The organism is Paenibacillus sp. J22FR5, from assembly GCF_059691975.1.
The window spans coordinates 1-18,705 of sequence record NZ_JCAUAN010000025.1; the positions used below are offsets into that span (position 1 = coordinate 1).

General features: G+C 45.2%; 11 protein-coding genes. 2 read left to right on the forward strand and 9 right to left on the reverse strand.

The window, feature by feature from the left end; translation table 11 throughout:
* Positions 1-130: 130 nt before the first annotated feature.
* The 5 genes from AC58P7_RS24805 to AC58P7_RS24825 all read right to left on the reverse strand — a co-directional run bounded on the left by AC58P7_RS24805 (position 131) and on the right by AC58P7_RS24825 (position 6,709).
* Positions 131-1,735, reverse strand: coding sequence for a response regulator (locus tag AC58P7_RS24805; RefSeq protein ID WP_497347705.1), 1,605 nt, complete (start codon positions 1,733-1,735; stop codon positions 131-133).
* A complete protein-coding gene (locus AC58P7_RS24810; RefSeq protein WP_497347707.1) occupies positions 1,717-3,468 on the reverse strand; it encodes a sensor histidine kinase in 1,752 nt (583 codons plus the stop codon). Before AC58P7_RS24810 ends, AC58P7_RS24805 begins: the two co-directional genes overlap by 19 nt.
* 85 nt (positions 3,469-3,553) lie before the next feature.
* The gene (locus AC58P7_RS24815) at positions 3,554-4,393 is read right to left on the reverse strand and encodes a carbohydrate ABC transporter permease (protein WP_497347709.1); all 840 of its coding nucleotides are present in this window, start codon (positions 4,391-4,393) and stop codon (positions 3,554-3,556) included.
* Positions 4,390-5,289, reverse strand: a complete 900-nt coding sequence (locus tag AC58P7_RS24820) for a carbohydrate ABC transporter permease (RefSeq protein ID WP_497347711.1) — start codon at positions 5,287-5,289, stop codon at positions 4,390-4,392. The genes AC58P7_RS24815 and AC58P7_RS24820 overlap by 4 nt, the downstream gene beginning before the upstream one ends.
* Positions 5,290-5,362: 73 nt before the next feature.
* Positions 5,363-6,709, reverse strand: a complete 1,347-nt coding sequence (locus AC58P7_RS24825) for an extracellular solute-binding protein (protein ID WP_497347712.1) — start codon at positions 6,707-6,709, stop codon at positions 5,363-5,365.
* A gap of 432 nt (positions 6,710-7,141) precedes the next feature.
* Between AC58P7_RS24825 and AC58P7_RS24830 the strand changes: the two genes are divergently transcribed.
* Both AC58P7_RS24830 and AC58P7_RS24835 read left to right on the forward strand, forming a co-directional pair.
* Positions 7,142-8,668 carry an RICIN domain-containing protein gene (locus AC58P7_RS24830; RefSeq protein ID WP_497347714.1) on the forward strand — a complete coding sequence of 509 codons (1,527 nt, stop codon included), beginning with the start codon at positions 7,142-7,144 and terminating at the stop codon, positions 8,666-8,668.
* A gap of 380 nt (positions 8,669-9,048) precedes the next feature.
* Positions 9,049-10,560 (forward strand): RICIN domain-containing protein, encoded by a 1,512-nt coding sequence (locus AC58P7_RS24835; RefSeq protein ID WP_497347716.1) that lies wholly within the window; start codon positions 9,049-9,051, stop codon positions 10,558-10,560.
* A 492-nt stretch (positions 10,561-11,052) separates the two neighbouring features.
* Here AC58P7_RS24835 and AC58P7_RS24840 read toward each other — a convergent pair whose 3' ends face one another.
* From AC58P7_RS24840 to AC58P7_RS24855, 4 genes are all read right to left on the reverse strand, one after another.
* Positions 11,053-12,168, reverse strand: coding sequence for a Gfo/Idh/MocA family protein (locus tag AC58P7_RS24840; RefSeq protein ID WP_497347718.1), 1,116 nt, complete (start codon positions 12,166-12,168; stop codon positions 11,053-11,055).
* Between the two features lie 114 nt (positions 12,169-12,282).
* A complete protein-coding gene (locus tag AC58P7_RS24845; protein ID WP_497347720.1) occupies positions 12,283-16,095 on the reverse strand; it encodes a 3-keto-alpha-glucoside-1,2-lyase-like domain-containing protein in 3,813 nt (1,270 codons plus the stop codon).
* Positions 16,096-16,263: 168 nt separating this feature from the next.
* Positions 16,264-17,604, reverse strand: a complete 1,341-nt coding sequence (locus tag AC58P7_RS24850; protein WP_497347722.1) for an ABC transporter substrate-binding protein — start codon at positions 17,602-17,604, stop codon at positions 16,264-16,266.
* 126 nt (positions 17,605-17,730) lie between these two features.
* Positions 17,731-18,690: a carbohydrate ABC transporter permease gene (locus AC58P7_RS24855; RefSeq protein ID WP_497347724.1), complete on the reverse strand. Its 960-nt coding sequence runs from the start codon at positions 18,688-18,690 to the stop codon at positions 17,731-17,733.
* Positions 18,691-18,705: the final 15 nt, after the last annotated feature.

Here is an 18,705-nt window from a genome sequence, read left to right on the forward strand (position 1 = left end):
TATAGACATGATGAATATGACCTCATTCGTAGTTGTTATTAGATTAAAACACAAAAACCCGAAAGACGGGCACTTTTTTTCAAAGTGTCTATCTTTCGGGTTACAGTTCAGTCAAGCCGGTTCCTTTCATTTATTTCTGTGAAGTTCTCTTGTATTCTTGAATGGAAACTCCCGTTACTTTTTTGAATCGGTGGCTGAAATAATAAGGATCCTTGATCCCTACTTTCTCTGCGATCTGATATGCTTTCCAGTCCGTTTCGTTCATGAGCTTAACGGCTTCGTCAATACGAAGGTTCAGCAAAAAATCAGTGAAACCCTGCCCCATTTCCTGCTTGAAAATTCTGCTTAAATAACTTGAATTTAGGTGGAACTTTTGGGAAACGGAGCCTAAAGAGACGTCGGAGTTTCGAAATTCATCGGTAAGATAGGACAGGATATCGTGAACAATCTGGTTCGTTTTCTTCATTCTCGTACCCTGCACATAATCCGCGGCATCTTCCGCCAATTTGGACAATAATTGACTCAATTCGCCAATCGAACGGCAACTGAACATGCGATTATAGAAGGCTCCGTTCAACAAGTTCGAACGCAACTTCGTAAAGCCCAACTCCGACATGGCAAGAATAAGCATCGAAATGAAATGGACACCGAGCGAATACACTTGTTCATTCGTTGCTCCGTCAGAGGCGCCTAATGAATGAAACAACTTATCAATGGATTTAACGGCTTGATCTTTTAGCCCCGTTTTAATAAAAAAAATAATTTCTTCCGTATCCGATAGTTTCAGGTCTGTCGAATAATTGACAAGTCGGATATCCTCTCCGAACGAAATGACTTGGTCTCCGCCGAATAGTTTGCCATAACGCAGCGCTTCAATAGCTTCCTTGTAGCTATTCTTCACACTAAGCAAGGTGTCGCAAACGCTTCCTACCCCGACAGTCGCTTGACAGTTCAGCTTATCCTTAATGGCACGAATGGCCTTTTCCCCGAGCGACTCTAATTCAATGGCCTTTTCCCAACTTATCATGACGACTCGTCCGCCGTTGTCTTGAAGCACATGAATCTCCTCACGCTCGTGCACCAAGAATTCTACAATCCTTTTGCAGCCCATGCTGAGGTTTAGTCTTATCTCTTCTTCACCGTTAGGCTCGCTTTGAAAATCCAGTACGGCAACGGAGCAGCATGAACGAAACGATTCTCCAAAAAAATATTCGAATCTCCGATCAAGTTGCTCACTATTTGAGGAGGTGCCCACTAGCAGGTCCATGAGAAATTTTTCTTTCAACTCAAGCGTATTCTCCAGAAGCTCCGTCTTTATTTGCCGGTATTCATTCCAATGGACTGTTTCTTCTTCTATCGCCTGTTTCAAATCAACAGCCAGTTTCTTCAATATGTCAGGTTGAATCGGCTTTAACAAAAAATCATGGACACCGATCTTCACACTTTGTTTCGCATAATCAAATTCCGGATACGCGGTCAGAATAACAACCTTAATGAACGGATCCCTCTCCCTTACAAGCTTCGCGAGCTCCAATCCATCCATATAGGGCATATTAATATCAGTGAACACGATGTTTGGCCTGAAAGCATCAATCAAATCCAACGCTTCGTTCCCGTTAGCCGCCTCCCCTATAAATTCAATCCCAAGGGAGTTCCAATCCAGGAGAACTTGTAGAAGCTTTCTTGTATTGACTTCGTCATCTACGGCAATGGCTGTTATCTTTCCTTTTTCCATTGGGAATCCTCCAGGTAGGGTATTTCAATTTCGATTAACGTTCCATTTCCCGACGAACTATAAATCGAATAGGACATGCCGTCCCCGTAAAAGAGTCTAAGTCTCGTTATCGTACCGCGCAACCCGAAGCTGGAAGCATTATGAATGAGCTGCTCCTCTTTCATGGAATCCAGCTTTTCTTCCGAGATGCCTATGCCATCATCTTTAATGGACAAGATGACCGATCTGCCTGAAGGAACCGCCGAGACGGTAATCATCCCCTGCTGCCCCATTGGCCGGATGCCATGGTACAGCGCATTCTCCACTAGTGGCTGAATGGTGAGCTTGGGAACCGGATAATCATGTAACGCATCGCTAAATTCATAAACAGCCGTAAACATGCCTGGATATCTGATATGCTGAATCGTCAAATAGTTCTTGGCAATTTCAAATTCTTCTTTCAGCGAAATAATTTCATTCCCTTTGCTTAAACTCAAACGGTAATATTGGGCCAACGCGGATATCAGGCGGTAAGTTTCTTCCCTTTCTCCAGCCAACGACAAGTATCCCGCAGATTCCAAAGCATTGTATAGAAAATGCGGTTTAATTTGCTGATGAAGAATATGAAGTTCAAGCTTTCGCCGAAGCGTCTGCTCCTCTTTCTCGCGCTCCATCGATTGTTGAATCGTAGCAAGCAGACGGTTATACCGATCTTGAAGCTGCCGAATTTCATTTGAATTCGGGTAGAGAAGAACTTCCTGATAATCGCCCGTCTCCGCTTTTCTCATCGATTTTAATAAACTTAATATCGGGTGGATAATGGACCTCGTTATCCAAATAAACCCGAAAAAGATAAAAACAAAATTAAAAACGACGATCGGGATGAGAACCCGATTCACAGCCTTGTACGGATTCGGCCAGTCGCTCATAGAGAATGCGGTTACATAACGCCAACCGCCTACCTCCATCTTGTCGAAGATGTATCGATTATTCGCTATGGTTTTGATAAAGCTTCCTGAACCATGGGATTGAAATTCGGCTGATTTCGAAAACTGCTGCAGCTCGGGATTCTCAAACTCGATCAAAAGCGCGTCTTCCCGATCCACCATGAGATCATATTTCTTGCCATCAATGGTATGTTCATAGGGTTTTTTGATTTGGGTTAACGGAATGTTAATCATCACCATGCCAATTTGTTTGGCTGTGTTCAGATCGTTCACGACACGGATTAAAGAAAGATATTGTTCCCCTTTATTCTGCGTTTTCAGGATCCCGCCTGCATTGATCCGCCATATCGGACCGCCGTTTCTGCTTACAGCGTCCTGGTACCAGGACGCTGATTTGATGCTTGGTATATTAAGTCCTAGCTTCTGAAATTCCAAAGAATAGTATAAATCGTCGTTGCGGAACAAATAGACGGAGGCTACGCTGGACTCTGCGAGGAAAATCTCATTAAGAACCTTTTGGATACTAAGGTTCGAAGCAACGAAGCCATCGTACGTGAAGTCCGTCTTCAGGAGCTCCTGAACGGTACCGCTGGCAATGACCCTTTGAGAATATTTTGAAGCGTTATCGAACAAGGAATTCATATTGGATTGAATCGCATTTAAGCTTTGTTCGGAGACTTCCGCAATCTTAACGTCGACCAGACTTCGGTTGAATCTTTGATACAAGACACCGCTGATCAGCAGAGAAACAGATAGCAAAAGAATATAATAGGATATCATTTGTGTTCTTATTTTGGCGAATTTCACCACTAAACCACCTTCTGTCTGATTGTAGTCCTATCTACTCATTTCCTATAGTTCCTCCACTCATTATATCATGAACGCAGCGCTGCTAACCTTTAATCGCTCCCGCTACGATACTCTTTTGCACCTGATCGCTTAAGAAGGCATACAAAACAATCGTTGGAATGGTCGCGATGACCATGCCGGCTGCGATCGGACCATACTCTGTCATATGCACCCCCCGTAAGGAATTAATGGCAACGGTTATCGTCATGAGATTCGTATTATTGATAAACGTAGTCGCAAACATCAATTCATTCCATGCGGCGAGAAACGTAAAGATGGACACCGAGACGAGAGCTGGTTTTATCAAAGGCAGCATAATCCTGAAAAACACTTGATATATATTACAGCCATCGACAACACTAGCTTCTTCCAATTCCCGAGGAAGGCTCGTAAAAAATCCAATCATAATGAACATAGCGGGAGGAATGGCGTTCACCGTATAAGGGATTATCAACGCCCATGGCGTATTTAACAAATGGGTTTGTTTTAAGATGAGAAATATAGGCAGTAAGGTAGCATGTACCGGAATCATTAGCCCGGACATAAATAAGGCAAGTACGATTTTGCTAAACTTCCATCTCATCCGGGTAACGGCGTACGACACCATCGAAGCTAACAACCCCGAGGCGATTACTGTAATTCCCGTGTATAATAAACTGTTCAAAAAATTCCTGCCAAGCTTGGAGCCAACAAACACGTATTTATAGTTTTCAAACCTCCACGTGGACGGCAGTCCCATCACATTGCTTCCGGTTATTTCAAGATTGGATTTGAATGAGGTTAAGACCAGCCAAAACAGCGGATAAAATTGAATGATGGCGAAAACGATGAGAAAGAGTTGAAGAACAAGCTTCATGTTAAACCATTTTCGAGTCAGTATCACTTGCCATTCTCCTCTCCTCGTACTCGAAACAACCACTGCAGCCCCATATAAATAACAAGACATTCCACCACCATAAAGACGGCCATTGCACTTCCATACCCATACATATTTCTCTTAAAGATCGTTGTGTACATCAGCGTGCTGGGTACATCCGTCGCCGGTGCCGCGGTGCCGTTCGTCATGATAAAAGTCAAATCGAAAAATTTCAACGAGCCAATAATGGCAAAAACGATACAAACCTTGATAATTGGCGTTATGAATGGAATCACGATGGAAACCGTTGTGCGCCATCTGGACGCCCCATCGATTTTGGCAGCGTCAAACATTTCTTCGGAAATACCTTTTATAGCCGCATACATCAGAAGCATGTAATAACCAACCCACTGCCACACGGCAGGCAGCATGATGCTCGATAAAGCCGTTTTATCATTCGTAAGCCAATCGTTCTTCCATCCTTCCAGTCCTATTTGCGCCAATATGGCATTCAATACACCGTAGTTCGGGTTCAAAATGGATAAGAACATGAGTCCGATGACGGCGGAAGAAATCGTGACGGGGATAAAGAATAACGTCCGATAAAACTTCTCCCCTTTAATGCCTCTGGCCAGAATTAGGGCAAGCAGGAACGCGAAAGGGATTTGCAAGCCCACTGACAAAATAGCCAAATAAACCGTATTCCAAACAGAGTGAAGAAATTGCATATCGTACGTATCGGTAACGAACAGATCTTTATACAAAGCCAATCCCACAAATTTCCCTTTTCCGATTCCGTTCCAATCCAACATGCTGTAATAAACGGATTGAACAATCGGGATAAAACCTACTAGTATGAACAAGACTAGCGCAGGAAGTACGAAGACGGCTATGGCTTTCTTATCGCCAAACACTTGTTGCATGGTTCTCCCTCCCCCTAATCAAACTGGCGGAATTTGCTTTCCGCCAGTTTCTTCGATTAGATATCTTTCGTCTCTATTTGCCAGGATTGATTTTACTTTGCAGTTCTTTATTGAAGTCCTCAGGCGATATCTTTCCAGCTGTGAATTTCATCAGTGAACCGAACATAGACTCCGTATCATTACCAGACAACATCTGATCCCACCAGTAAGAGAAACCTGTCGCTTTCGCTGAGAGTTGACCAATTTTGACAGCAAGCGGATCGACCTTCGAAGTGTCGCCAAGATCGCCTTTCCATGCGGAGGAACCGGAACCAGCAAGGTAGACTTCCTTCGCCATCGTCTCCATGAAATACTTGTAAACTTCCAACACGCGATCTTTATTTTTTACGTCTTTATTAATAAAGAAAGTTTCGCCGGAACCGCCATGCCATTCATCGGCATTGCCTTTCCCACCTGAAATCGTCGGGAATTTCACGACTTCGACCTTCCCTTTCACCGCAGAATCCGGTGCATTGATCTGTCCGTTCACCCAAGCGCCCATGTACAAGATAGCGGCTTTGCCAGTTAAGAACATATTGATCGACTCGTCATAGGAAGTTCCTAGCGAATTTTCCCCGAATGCCTTGGCGTCAATCAGCTCTTTGTACTTGCGGCTGGCTGCCTGGAATTCCGGCGTATCGAAGGAGCCTGTCTTATTTAGTGCTGCATTGACGGCAGCTGTTCCCCCCATGCGGATGTCCAAAATGGAGTTCCAGAACATCGCTGGCCATCTGTCTTTTGCCCCTAGTGCGATAGGCGTAATGTTTTTGGCCTTTAGAGCATTAATGTCAGCTAACAGGTCCTCCCAAGTAGTAGGAACTTTAGCGCCTGCGGCTTGGAACAGCTCAGTATTGATATAAAGGTTTGCGGTTGCGATATTCGTCGGAAGCCCGTAAAGCTTATTGTCGAATGTGAAGTTGTCCGTCGTTCCTGGCACCAGCTTGTCTATAGTTCCGTCTTTTACAAGATCCTGCAACGGTAAAATGCGATTTCCTGCAACGAATGGCTGCGCGAAGCCTCCGCCCCATGAGAAGAAAATGTCGGGCAATTCATTTGCTGCTGAAGCCGTTTTGATCTTCGTTTTATAGGCTTCTGCACCGATCCCCGTATGCTCGATTTCTACATTAGGAAACTTGGCCTTTGTTGCATCCAACGCTTTATAGAAGCCAATGAATCCACCATCCTTGGAGTTCGGATCGGAAAACTGCGACCACATCGAAATCTTGATTTTCTCAGCCGCAGCAGTGGCCGTAGTCTTAGGCGAATTTGAGACTACCGGTTGCCCGCTATCCGTTTTCGTACTTCCGCATGCGGCAGTCGTCACCATGAGAACAGTAGCCAAACTTAAACTTGCCATCTTACTGAACATTTTCTTTTTCATTTACTTTGCCTCCCTACGATCTAGTTAACCGCTTACATGCTCTATAATACGATGTTTTAGGTTGTCGAAAAATGTAATCGCTTTACTAAAAGATAGAATCTTTTTACCTCAGTCAGCTTATTGCACTTTGACCAATTGCCATTGTTGTTCGAGATCGCCTGTGACAGAATGTACAGATCACATCAGCGCTATGGTTCCCCCGAACAAATAGAATTATTGTATCATATGTGGAAGAAAATCTAATTTCTTGTAACCGTTTACCCGGAACGATGAGCATGTGATTCGATTACAATTTCATTAAAAATTGTTACTTACCAAGAGATAGTAAAAAGATTACAAAAAAATAGTAAAGCGTTTACATGTAAGAAATATGTCGAAAACGTTATCATAATCTCGTACCACATTTTATGAAAGTATAGGAGGAAATAAGTAATGATGAACAAAGTAAGAAAAACCATGCTTTCCGTTGCGGCATCCCTGTTAGGTTTGTGTCTGGTTTTGCCGCTAACTGCAAGCGCTTACGGGCCTTCGACGCTTTATTCGCCGTCAGGAAATTGCTCAAGAGCTTATTGCGTCACGTATGTGAAATCAGTGGTAACGCCTAGCGGCAAATTGCTGGCAAGCTTCGAAGACAACAGCCAACCGGCAACAACTCAGAACTTTCCAATCTACTCAAGCACAAATATTGGCCAGACCTGGTCGCAGACTTCTTCCGTTCCGTATACGGGTCCAAGACAAGGGTGGATCAACTGGACCAACCCATTCTTCTATGTATTGCCTCAGGCAATCGGCAACATGCCGGCCGGAACAATTCTGCTCGCCGGCATAGCTTCTCCTTCCGATTTGACCGCAACCGCGGTTGTATTGTACAAGAGCAATGATGATGGACAGACATGGACTTATGTCAGCGAGGTCGCTTTGGGCGGTGGCCAGTGGATTTCTGGTCAGGCAACGACGCCAGTTTGGGAGCCGAACCTGCTGGTGGCGAACAATAAACTGATTGTTTATTACTCCGACGAGCGGGATAAAGTGAATCATGACCAAAAGCTTGTCCATCAAACATCGACGGACGGCCTAAACTGGGGACCGGTAGTGGATGACGTGGCATTAACGAATTCTGCTCTACGTCCCGGCATGGCTACTGTTGTAAAAATGGCCAACGGTCAGTACATGATGACCTATGAAATGGTTGGTTTATCCGGAACACCTAACAACTTCAAAGTTACCACTGACCCAGAATCGTGGAATCCGACAAACGCTGGAACAACGATCGATAATGGTGGAAACCCTTTCCTCATATCGTTGCCTAACGGAAGACTGGCTTACAACTCTGGCGGATCCGGAGATATTCGAATCAACACTAACAATGGCGTGGGAGCATGGACACCTGTTCATACCAACTTGCCAGCGGGCTACAGCCGCATGCTGCAATTCGTTCCTGCTACAGGCAGGGTACTCATTATGTCGGTTGATGGATTTTGGAACACAACCCCGAATACCATCACTTACGGAGATGAGGATTTAGGCTACTCTGTTGGTTCCTATTACAAACTCGTGAACCGAAAAAGCGGAAAAGTGCTGGACGTTAACCAAGCCAACCTGCAAGACGGAGCCAACGTCATACAATGGACCGATAACGGTGGGGCCAATCAACTTTGGCATGTAACTGACGTTGGTAGCGGTTACAAGACGTTGCTTAACAAGAACAGCGGCCAGGCACTCTCGATTTGGGCAAAAGGCACTGCCGACGGAGCAAACGCCGTGCAGTGGGTAGAGAACAACGGCAACGACCAAAAATGGACACTCGTGCCGGCAGGTTCCTATTACAAGATCATAGACCTCAATAGCGGCAAATTACTGTCTGTTCTTGGAGGTTCCACGCAAGACGGCGCCCAAGTCGTTCAATGGAGCGACACTGGTTCGCTCGACCAGCAATGGCAGTTAGTACAAGTCCAATAATACACCCTGGGTCAATCTCTATATATCTGTTTAATAAAGACAATTAAGTAAGGGAGTCCGGAGTATTATTCTCCCGGACTCCCTAAAATTTTATATTCTTTATTATATAAAGAAGCGATGGGCCCCTATATACAGCGACTTTGGAATTCATATGTTATGGTGACTAATCCGACTCTGATTTGTGTGTTTGAAGTAAAAAGATTCTATCATTCAGTCATGCGATTACATTTTTCAATTACCAAGAGTAGCTTATCATTATTATTGTAAGCGCTTAACTAATAATTAAGGAGGGAATGAATTTGCACAGTAGGTGACATGTTTGAGAAAGGCTGGGTATGATAACCAACTTTAATAATCAGAAAAATGGAGAGTGCAACGTCATGAAAAAAAATGTAAAACGAACTGTGGTTACGTTACTCCTATTCCTCGCAATGTTAGGTGCTATGACGTCATCCGTCAGTGCCTATGGTCCTTCAACGATGTATACACCTCCCAGTGATGCACCAGCTTACGGTGTATTATCCCCTAGAACCGTTCAGTTCACACACAGCGGGGTCAACAATGGGAAAATGTATACCACCTGGGAAAACAGAACGACTGGTATACCGACATTCCCGATATTCGAAAGCACAGATAACGGACAATCTTGGGCAAAAGTGGGAGATGTCTCCAATACAGTGGATGGGTCTGGCTGGGGAATGCAGAATTGCCCGCAGCTGTTCGAGATGCCTCAAACCATAGGCAGTTTGACTGCAGGTACATTAATTGCTGTTGGAGATGCAACTCCGAGTGATTTGTCAGCAACCAAATTGGAAATGTACAAAAGCACTGATCTTGGAAGGACATGGACATTTGTCAGCCTGATTACGACAGCCGGTGCAAATGCAATCGGTGCGGATCCCGTCTGGGAACCTTGGTTACTTGTTGAAAACAATAAACTTATTGTGTATTACTCGGATGAACGTGATCCAGCGCATGCGCAAAAACTAGTTCATCAGACAACGACAGACGGTGTGAATTGGAGCTCTGTGGTTGATGATGTGGTTTGGCCGGATTCTGTTACACGTCCGGGGATGCCGATTGTTGCAAAAATGTCTAATGGAAACTTTATCATGACATTCGAAGTTGGTCTAAGTAATGGCGCTTACCCATGTGCTTACAAGATCAATACCAATGCTGAAACAGGTTGGAATAACGTCCCCACTTCCTACTTCCTCGGCAATTCAGGAAGTCCATATGTGACAGTATTAAGTGACGGAAGAATTGTTGCGAACTCCTATGCAAGTAAGGATATTTACATGAATACCAATAATGATGGAACGGGAACTTGGGAAGCAATGGGGACACCGATCGGGGCTGCTTATAATCGCGAAATTTTGCAATTAAGTAATGGCCGATTATTCATACCGAGTGGAGGAGACTTCGGTCATAAGAATTCCATCACATATGCAGACATGTACGCGCCGTCTGCAACAGGTTCATACAGACTAGTCAATGTGAAAAGTGGAAAAGTATTGGCAATAGGCGGAGGCAATACAGCAGACGGGGCTACTGCGATACAATGGACATATGATGGGACTAGTCCTGAAAAGTGGCAGATTATAGATGCTGGAAGCGGGTACAAAAAACTGTTTAATGTGAAAACTGGCAAAGCACTGTCAGTGTCCCAGTCTTCAACCGCGGACGGTGCGACTGTCCTGCAATGGAATGATAAGGGTTCAAATGAATTTCTGTGGTCATTAGTACCATCCGGCAATTATTATAAAATTGTAAACCGCAATAGCGGCAAGGTGTTGGATGTCTACCAAGGTTCGGTCAATGACGGCGGTTCTATCGTGCAATGGACCGATAACGGGGGTACCAACCAGCTTTGGCAGTTAATTGCAAATTAATTTGCATGACCATGCGATCGTAGTATTGGTTTAAAAAATAGAGGCTCCCGTGGGAGCCTCTATCGTTTAAACATTCCTAATTTTGAAGTAAATCGGCTGTACACTTACACCGTTCACAGGCATATAAAGGATGATTTCAAATTCTTCTCCACATAGGGATACCAAGGCTCCTGAGTTATGTTATATCCCACATATGGACTTCGTTTTGACCAAAAATAAGTCATCTCTTGATTTTTTAGTCAAGCTGTCGTACAAATACAAGCCCAACCAGAAAATATTATAATTTAATTACGTAAATCTGAAGTTAGACTTGTTTTCCAATTGTGGTAGGCTCGTTTTTCTAAGCTGCCGGTACGTTCCTCCTCAAATCGTCCAAAAATCACAAATAATAAAAGACTGCATTCACCTAAGAAGGAAGAGTGATTGCAGTCTATATTTTAATATTCCCTACATCCTAATCCGTTTAGATGATTGAAGCCTTGCAATTACTGTTCAGCGATTTTCCTGCATTTCTTTAATCACTGAATCTTCATAAGCATGTTTTTCTCCAAGAATGATCTCTTTGACATGGACTGGTTGGCCTATCGTTGCGGATTCCAAGGCAGCATATACAACACTCAATGCTTCGAGACCTCTCTCTGCGCTAGAGATGGGCTGCTTTTGATCCACAATTGCCTCCCATAATTCCACATAAGAATGGGCAAAGGGGTCTTCTACAACATCAAAGGCATAATGCTTGATGAGTTCTGATAAGGAAACGACACGGCTATCTTCAAGTGCCGCATATTGACCGGGTCGTAAGCAACCTTTGCTTCCATAGACCCAGACCCCTCCTGCTTTCTCTCCATGCGCAGCTGTGCTGCACATCCAATGACCCAGACCTCCATTCTCAAATCGGAACACAGTAACAGATGTATCTTCTCCAGTTGGATAAATCGTGCTTTCACCATTACTTAATTCCTTCTCGAAAATTCGTGTGTAGGCGAATACTTCTTGGATTGGGCCATTGATTTCTGTGAAAAAATGAGTTCGATGAACACCATGGTCATTTATCCACCCGGCACCTGCTCGGCCCTTCAAATGACGCCAAGGGGTACCCGCAAAAAACGTTCGTCCAAGTGTAACTGTTGCGTAGTCCATGATCATATATACGTCCCCAATCAAACCGTCTTTGACAGCCCGGGCCATAGCAACATTTCCAGCTCCCAATACACTGGGTTCTGCTAGAGTTAACACTTTGTTATATTTTTTCGCATCAGCCAGCATTTTTCTACCGAACAACGGAGAAATGGCAAGCGGCTTTTGCATTTGGACGTGGACTCCGGATGCGAAACAATCCTCTGTCACCGTATGATGCAGATCATGATCAAGTAATACGGAGACTGCATCCAGATGTTCTTTCTCAAGCATGTGGCGATAATCCGTATACACATTGGGTCGCTTCCCCAATTGCTTCTCCACTTCAGTGGCGAAAGCCTCCGCTCTAGTAAGCTTCAAATCGCAAACAGCCTTCAATTCAAACGTCTTCCTGTTATCATCCCTTAATTTCTTAAGACCTTCCAAATGTGCACTGGAAATGACCCCACAACCAATAAAACCGATTTTCATATCAACGCACCCGCTTCTCTTAAAATGTCATACACAACCTTATCCTAGCAAAAGTCACTCGGTGATTATTTCGATTTCCTCTGATTCTCACATGTGATTTTTTTCGAAGCTACCTTAACCTGCAAACCAGGTCACATTTTGATAATAAGCTCTGCCTCCAAACAGATTGAGACCGAAATTCCCACTGTTGAAATGTGTGTCATTGACATTGATAACCGGTGCCGTACTACCGTCAAAGTAAACTTTGATGTTCGTCCCACTAGTCACAATTTTCACGTGATAGGTTTTACCTTGCTGCAGCAGCATCGGTACATCCGCAATAATTTGCGAACTGGTAAAGCTGCCGTTTAGCTTGTAAAGCAAACGAAGTGTTTTCAGACTCGGATCCACATTGAAGTAATAGCCATTCGAACCGCTTGCATCGCCTCGGAAGATCAAAGAGCCCGCTCCGCCCTGAGCATCAAGCTTCATATCAGCTTCATAAGTAAAGTTACTCCCTGTTACCGTCGACATATAGTTGCTATCCAGATCAAAATAACCTGCAATCCCATCAGCCGTCGGAATCCTTTGCGCTTGGTTGGTCGAAGTCCATCCTGCCAAATTCGTGCTGAATGCAGGACCAACCTGGACGACCGTAGTACCGATAATCGAACCGGACTGTGTCGTTGCCGTAATGACGGCGCGTCCAGGACTGACACCGGTTATATTGGCACTGCGTGCATCCACAGTGGATACAGTCGCAATTGACGTATTGCTGCTGCTCCAAGTCAAATTCTTGTTCGTCGCGGTACGCGGCAATACAGCCGTGTAAAGCTGCTGTGTCGAACCAACGCCGATTTCCATTTTGGGTTTATCCATCACCACTTTTTGTGGAACGGTTCCGCTTGTCGGATCAGTCCGCCATGTATTGGCAAGCGGATACACATTCATGGTGACTACTGTCACGTTGCCGCCTGTCGAATAGAAATTCAAGCCATCACGGGCTGAATCAGGTAAGATCATATCGGAGAAGACGACCTTGCCGTCATTGCCGAATACCTCAATAGAAGATTCATCCACATAAATGTGCATGTTCACATGATTGCTAACTGGGCTGACGACTACATCATTTCGCGAAGCAAAATTAGCTGTGAAATCGGTCCGGCCGGCATTCACGCGGTCCACGAACATTTTAGAAGCAGGCGGCTGATAACCTACAACTGTTTTTTGACTGCCAAGCTCGCGAAGACTAAGCCCGAACTCAGAGGCTGCACCCGATGTAGGAATTAGGAAATCAGCCTCAATTTCGTAAGCGTTGCCGGACAAGCCAGACAACAAATTCGCGCTCGTCGGTGTTACGGTTACGTTGTTAAATGTAGTGGCTGTGCCGCGCAGATTATTCATTTCTGTAACTGGTTTCTGGGCAAGCCGCACGCCTTCCGGATACGTTACCAGTGTAAGCTCACGCGGGATCGATAATTGACCGCGAAACGGGAACGTAGGTTCACTGAAAGGGTTATCCCAGTTGCTCATCCAGCCGATCTCAATATGGCGGGCATTTGATGGAATGTCCGAGAAGGTCACAGCGGCATACATATCTTTGCCATATTCGCTTCTTAGTACGGTGCTGGCCGAATTATCACTGGTAAACGTCGAGCCGTCGAAGGAACCTACGAAATATTCAGACGAGGATCCATTCGTTTGCGTCGCAGGACCCGTACTAATGGCAAGGACCCATTTCTTGTTCGTCGCCCCCGCATCTACCCCAAGCTGGAAGAAATCAGGGCATTCCCATGTACCTCCGTGCAAATAGGCGCCAAAACCAAATGAACTTGTGTATGTCCAGGTGAGCAGATTGGTGGACGTGTAGAAACGGATATTGTCCCCGCCGGATACCACCATTACCCATTCATTGTGGTCGCTATCCCAAACAACCTTAGGGTCACGAAAGTCCCATCCACCGTTCACGCCGCCGGGATTTTGCACAATCGGATTACCTGAATACTGCAGCCAAGTTCTCCCTTTGTCGGTGCTGTAGGCGAGACTAATTTTCTGATTTCCTCCGACTTTATCGGGGTCAAAATTCGTATAGAATGCAACTAGACCCGAGCTGCCGCCAAACAACCCTGTCACATTGTTCGTATCCACGACCGCCGAACCTGACCAGGCATTGCCTAAATCATTAAATGGGAGCGCAATTGGAAGACGCTTCCAATGTGTAAGATCGGTGCTTACCGCATGTCCCCAGCGACCTTCGTCTTGATGAAACAGATGGTATTCCCCTGCGTAATAGACGAGTCCATTCGGATCACTAGCTTTGCTGGCTTCCTGTGTATAATGAAACCCAGGACGGTACATTTCATTCGAATATGTGCTTAAATCGGTCAAAGTCACATTCTGAAAGTAAGCCGTTCCATTGTACGTATTCAGACCAATTTGTCCGCTCGAATAGCTGCTGTCAGTGGCATTGATCGCCAAGGTCGCATATCCGTCCACATAAACTTTGATGGATGAACCGCTTGCGGTAATCTCAACATGGTACGTTTTACCGGTATCGATTGAACGCGCTGATGTCGCAATTGTCGTTCCGCTGCCCGCTTTGAATAAGCGGATTTGATCCTGGTTAGGATCAATGTTGAGTACATAACCACTGGAAGCGCTTGCATTTGTGCGGAACAGAAGCCCTGCTGTTGCGAAAGGCGAACCGGCATCCACTTTCAAATCGCCTTCAAGCACGAAATCGGAAGCGGTGTTCGCTGCAATTCGGAACGTGTCAGCCGCCCCGGTGCTTACAGCTTTCACGCCGTCCAGATGCGGAGTCCAGCTTCCATTAAGTGTCGTCCATCCAGCTAAATTCGTATTCATGTCGCTGATCAGAATTTTCTGGAACTTCGCGCTGCCGTTAAAGACATTCAGCCCGACATAGCCTGACGAATAAACCGAATTCGTAACCGTCATGATCGGATCATAGCCATCCGCCTGCAAGTAATTCGTTTGCAAATAAACCTTGATCACAGGGCCTTCAGCTTTCACCGTTATATGATAAACTTTGCCGGTATCCAGGGTTACTGGTTGCGTACCGAGCGTTACATCACCGCTGATATTGAACAGACGGAGTCTGTCCAGATTCGGATCCATCTGCAGGCCGTATCCCTGTGTTGCACTGGAATTCGCACGGAAAAGCAGCGTAGACACCGCGTATGTGTCTTCAATAAGCACATCCGCTTCATACGTAAAATTATCTGAGCTCGTAGATGAAACCGCATACGCATTTTGCCCGCTGGCACCCGTCCCTCTCCAGCCTTGCGTCGTAGACGACCATGTGCCTGATGCCACATTCCAGCCTGTTACATTCGTCGTCGTTTCATACTGATAGGCATTCTGGAAGTAAGCCGTTCCGTTGTACACATGGTAGCCCAGGTTCCCAGTGGCATACTTCGTGTCACTAACCGAAATGGCCAGCACGCTGCCTAGATATACTTTGATTTGAGGTCCGTCAGCTATGATCTTCAGATGATAAGCAGTTCCTGTCTGAATGGTTGTCGCATACGGTGTCCCCACATCGGAGCCGGTCGCATAGTCGAAAAGCCTTACACGATCGAGATTCGGATCAACGCTGACCACGTACCCTTTGGTACCGTCTTCGCTGGCTCGGAAGACAATAGAACCTACGCCGAATGCAGAGGCGCTGTCTACCGTCACATCAGCCTCATAAACAAAATTAGTTCCTGCTGTCGTCGTCGACATGGCAAATGCATTCGTATTCGCTGCGCTTACTCCCTTTATTCCACTACCTGACTGAATAGACCAGTTACCAGATATAGGCGTATAGCCCGACATATTCGAGTTAAAGCTTGAAGCGTAAGCTGTCGTAACGCCTAGCGTTGATGTAGTTGCAACAATAAGCGTTAAGCATATACTCATCATCCATTTCAACCCTAATTTCATTTCTACTCATCTCCTCGTAATTTTCTTTTGAAAGTTATTTCAGACATCATTTCTCTCCCTTAATTCATATATTTACCTAATTTAAAAGGGAATGGCCTCAAATAAACGCATTTCAGGCTGCTGCCTTCGTCTAAAAGGAGACCATTCCCATTCTTCATCGTGAATCTATTACTGTGTAAGTGTTATCTTAATACCTTCTTCTAAAATGTTCTTCGCATTGGCGGAGAAAGTCCCTACCGGAGAACCATCTTTAATGCCTGTCAGTACAGCTCCATTAGCGTCCCAGTATTTTTCCACACCGATCGGCGTGAACAAAATTTTGTCTACCAATTTGTTGATTTGGTCAACCTTATCTTTGCCGTAGGCTTTTACATTCGCATCTGTCGCTACTTTCAGTTCATTTTCTGCCGCCATCGTAATGAAAGCCGCTGCGCCTTCTGGATTTTTGGAGGCCGTTGGAATTGCCCACCCGGACAATCCGCCTGGTCCTACATCCTTCGTACCTTTTGGTCCTGTAGGAACTGGAACGAAGTCAAGCTCATAGTCGCTTTTGAAAGCCGTGAAGCCTGACAAACCATACTCTGCGGTCATTGCCAGTTTGCCGTTCTTGAATTCACCGATGAAATAGTCGCCTTCTTTGTCTTTATCGACGAATTTATCCTTGAGAAGCGCATCTTGTGTGAATTGGATAGCTTCTTTTACGTTATCGGAATCGTAATTGGTTGAGATTTTGCCGTCATCACTAAAGTTAAGCAGCGTCTTGCCGTTGGAGCCAACGAAAAGAGGATAGCCAGCATCCCACCAGCCAAAGCCAAATTGATCAGGCTTGTTGTCACCGTTCGTATCTACCGTTAAATCTTTGGCCACTTTACGGAATGTTTCCCATGTCCAGTTGCCTTCATTCAAATATTCAGTCGGCGTTTTTACACCGTTGTTCTTGAACATGGTCTTGTTATAGTAGATCACAATTGGAGCCGCTGTAGCCCCAGCCGCATAAGGATTTCCACCGAAAGTAAATGTTTTAGTTACAGCCTTATTCCATGTGGGTCCGCTCAAATCAATATATTTATTGATCGGCTGCACAATTTTTTTAAGCGGATATACCGGGAAATTCTGGTCATTGGCTTGCGCCACATCCACACGATCGCCGGCGTTAACCATGGAGATTAATGTTGATTTCTGATCACCCCAAGGAACGGCAACAACTGTAACTTTACCACCGTAAGCTTTCTCGAATTGCGGAATAGTTTCCCATACGGCATCATAAGCATTCGGATTATTTTTCTTGTCTTCTGCATATTTTTCCTTCGTTGTGTGATACAAGATCGTAATATTGCCGTCTTTAGGCGCCTTGCTTGCAGCAGGTGTGTTAGGAGCAGCTGCGCTTGCGGCAGGAGCAGATGTTTCTTTACTTGCCGGGGTGCTTGCTTCCCCGCAACCCGTTGCCATCATAGCCAGCACGGATACGCTCATGAATGCAACCGCTTTAGATTTGTGAGTTTTCTTCATTGATAAAAACCTCCTAATAAAATGTAATGACACCCTTGAAAAACATTCACAACCAACTTCACACAACCGATTAATGTCGTAGCCTGCTAAGCATCGCCACCTTTCATACGGCTTTTTCCCTCTGACTTACTTAATACCTACATGCTCAATACTGTCAGTAAAATACTTCTGCGTGATCAAGAACAGAACAATCAGCGGTAAAATAGAGAGCAGCGCACCGGCTTGAATGCGGGTCATAATCACAAGCGGATCGCTGATCGTCTGCACATTAACGACGGATTGTAGATCAACCCGTAGCGAAGATAGAGCGATCGCGAAATTCTTTTTCAAATTGCCAAGAAAAAGATTGGATAAGTAAAATTCGTTCCAGTGCCAGACGAAGGAGAACAGAAAGACCGTAATAATGGCATTTTTGGCGTTCGGCAGCATGATGCGGAAGAAGGTTTTGAAAGGACCATACCCGTCCACATAAGCAGCATCTTCCAGTTCAACGGGCATCCCTTTGAAAAACTGCCGAAAAATAAAGATGTATAGGCCAGAGCGAAGCCCCATGCCGAACATGGAAGGTAAGTAGAAGGCAAAATAATTGCCTACCAAGCTAACATGCTCAGGGCCTCCTGTTACCGCATGCAGCAGCTTCATGATTCCGAAAGCATCGAAATATTTCATATCTGCATACAAAGGGAGAATGATGGTTTGAACCGGTACAATCAATGTCAGCAGCACTAGGGAGAACAAGAAGTTAGAGAAAGGAAACTGAAATCGGGCGAAGCCGTACGCCACGAATGCACAGGCCAGCACATCCAGCAGACCGCTTCCGCCTCCAATGAATAAACTGTTCTTAAATGCGCCCCAGAAATCCATGACTCGCAGCGTATCTTTAAAGTTGCTGAGCGTAAGTGTCTTAGGTATCCAGATGACACTGGGATCCATTGATTCTGCTGGCACTCTCAGCGACATGCTGAGCATATAAAGCAGTGGGTAAAGAAGCTGATAGGCAAGCAAAGCCAAGACGGCGAAACGCAGGAATGCAACCGTCAGCTTGCGCAATTGTTTCGTCCTAGGTACATAATTCCGTAAACTCAAGTTCGTTCACCGCTT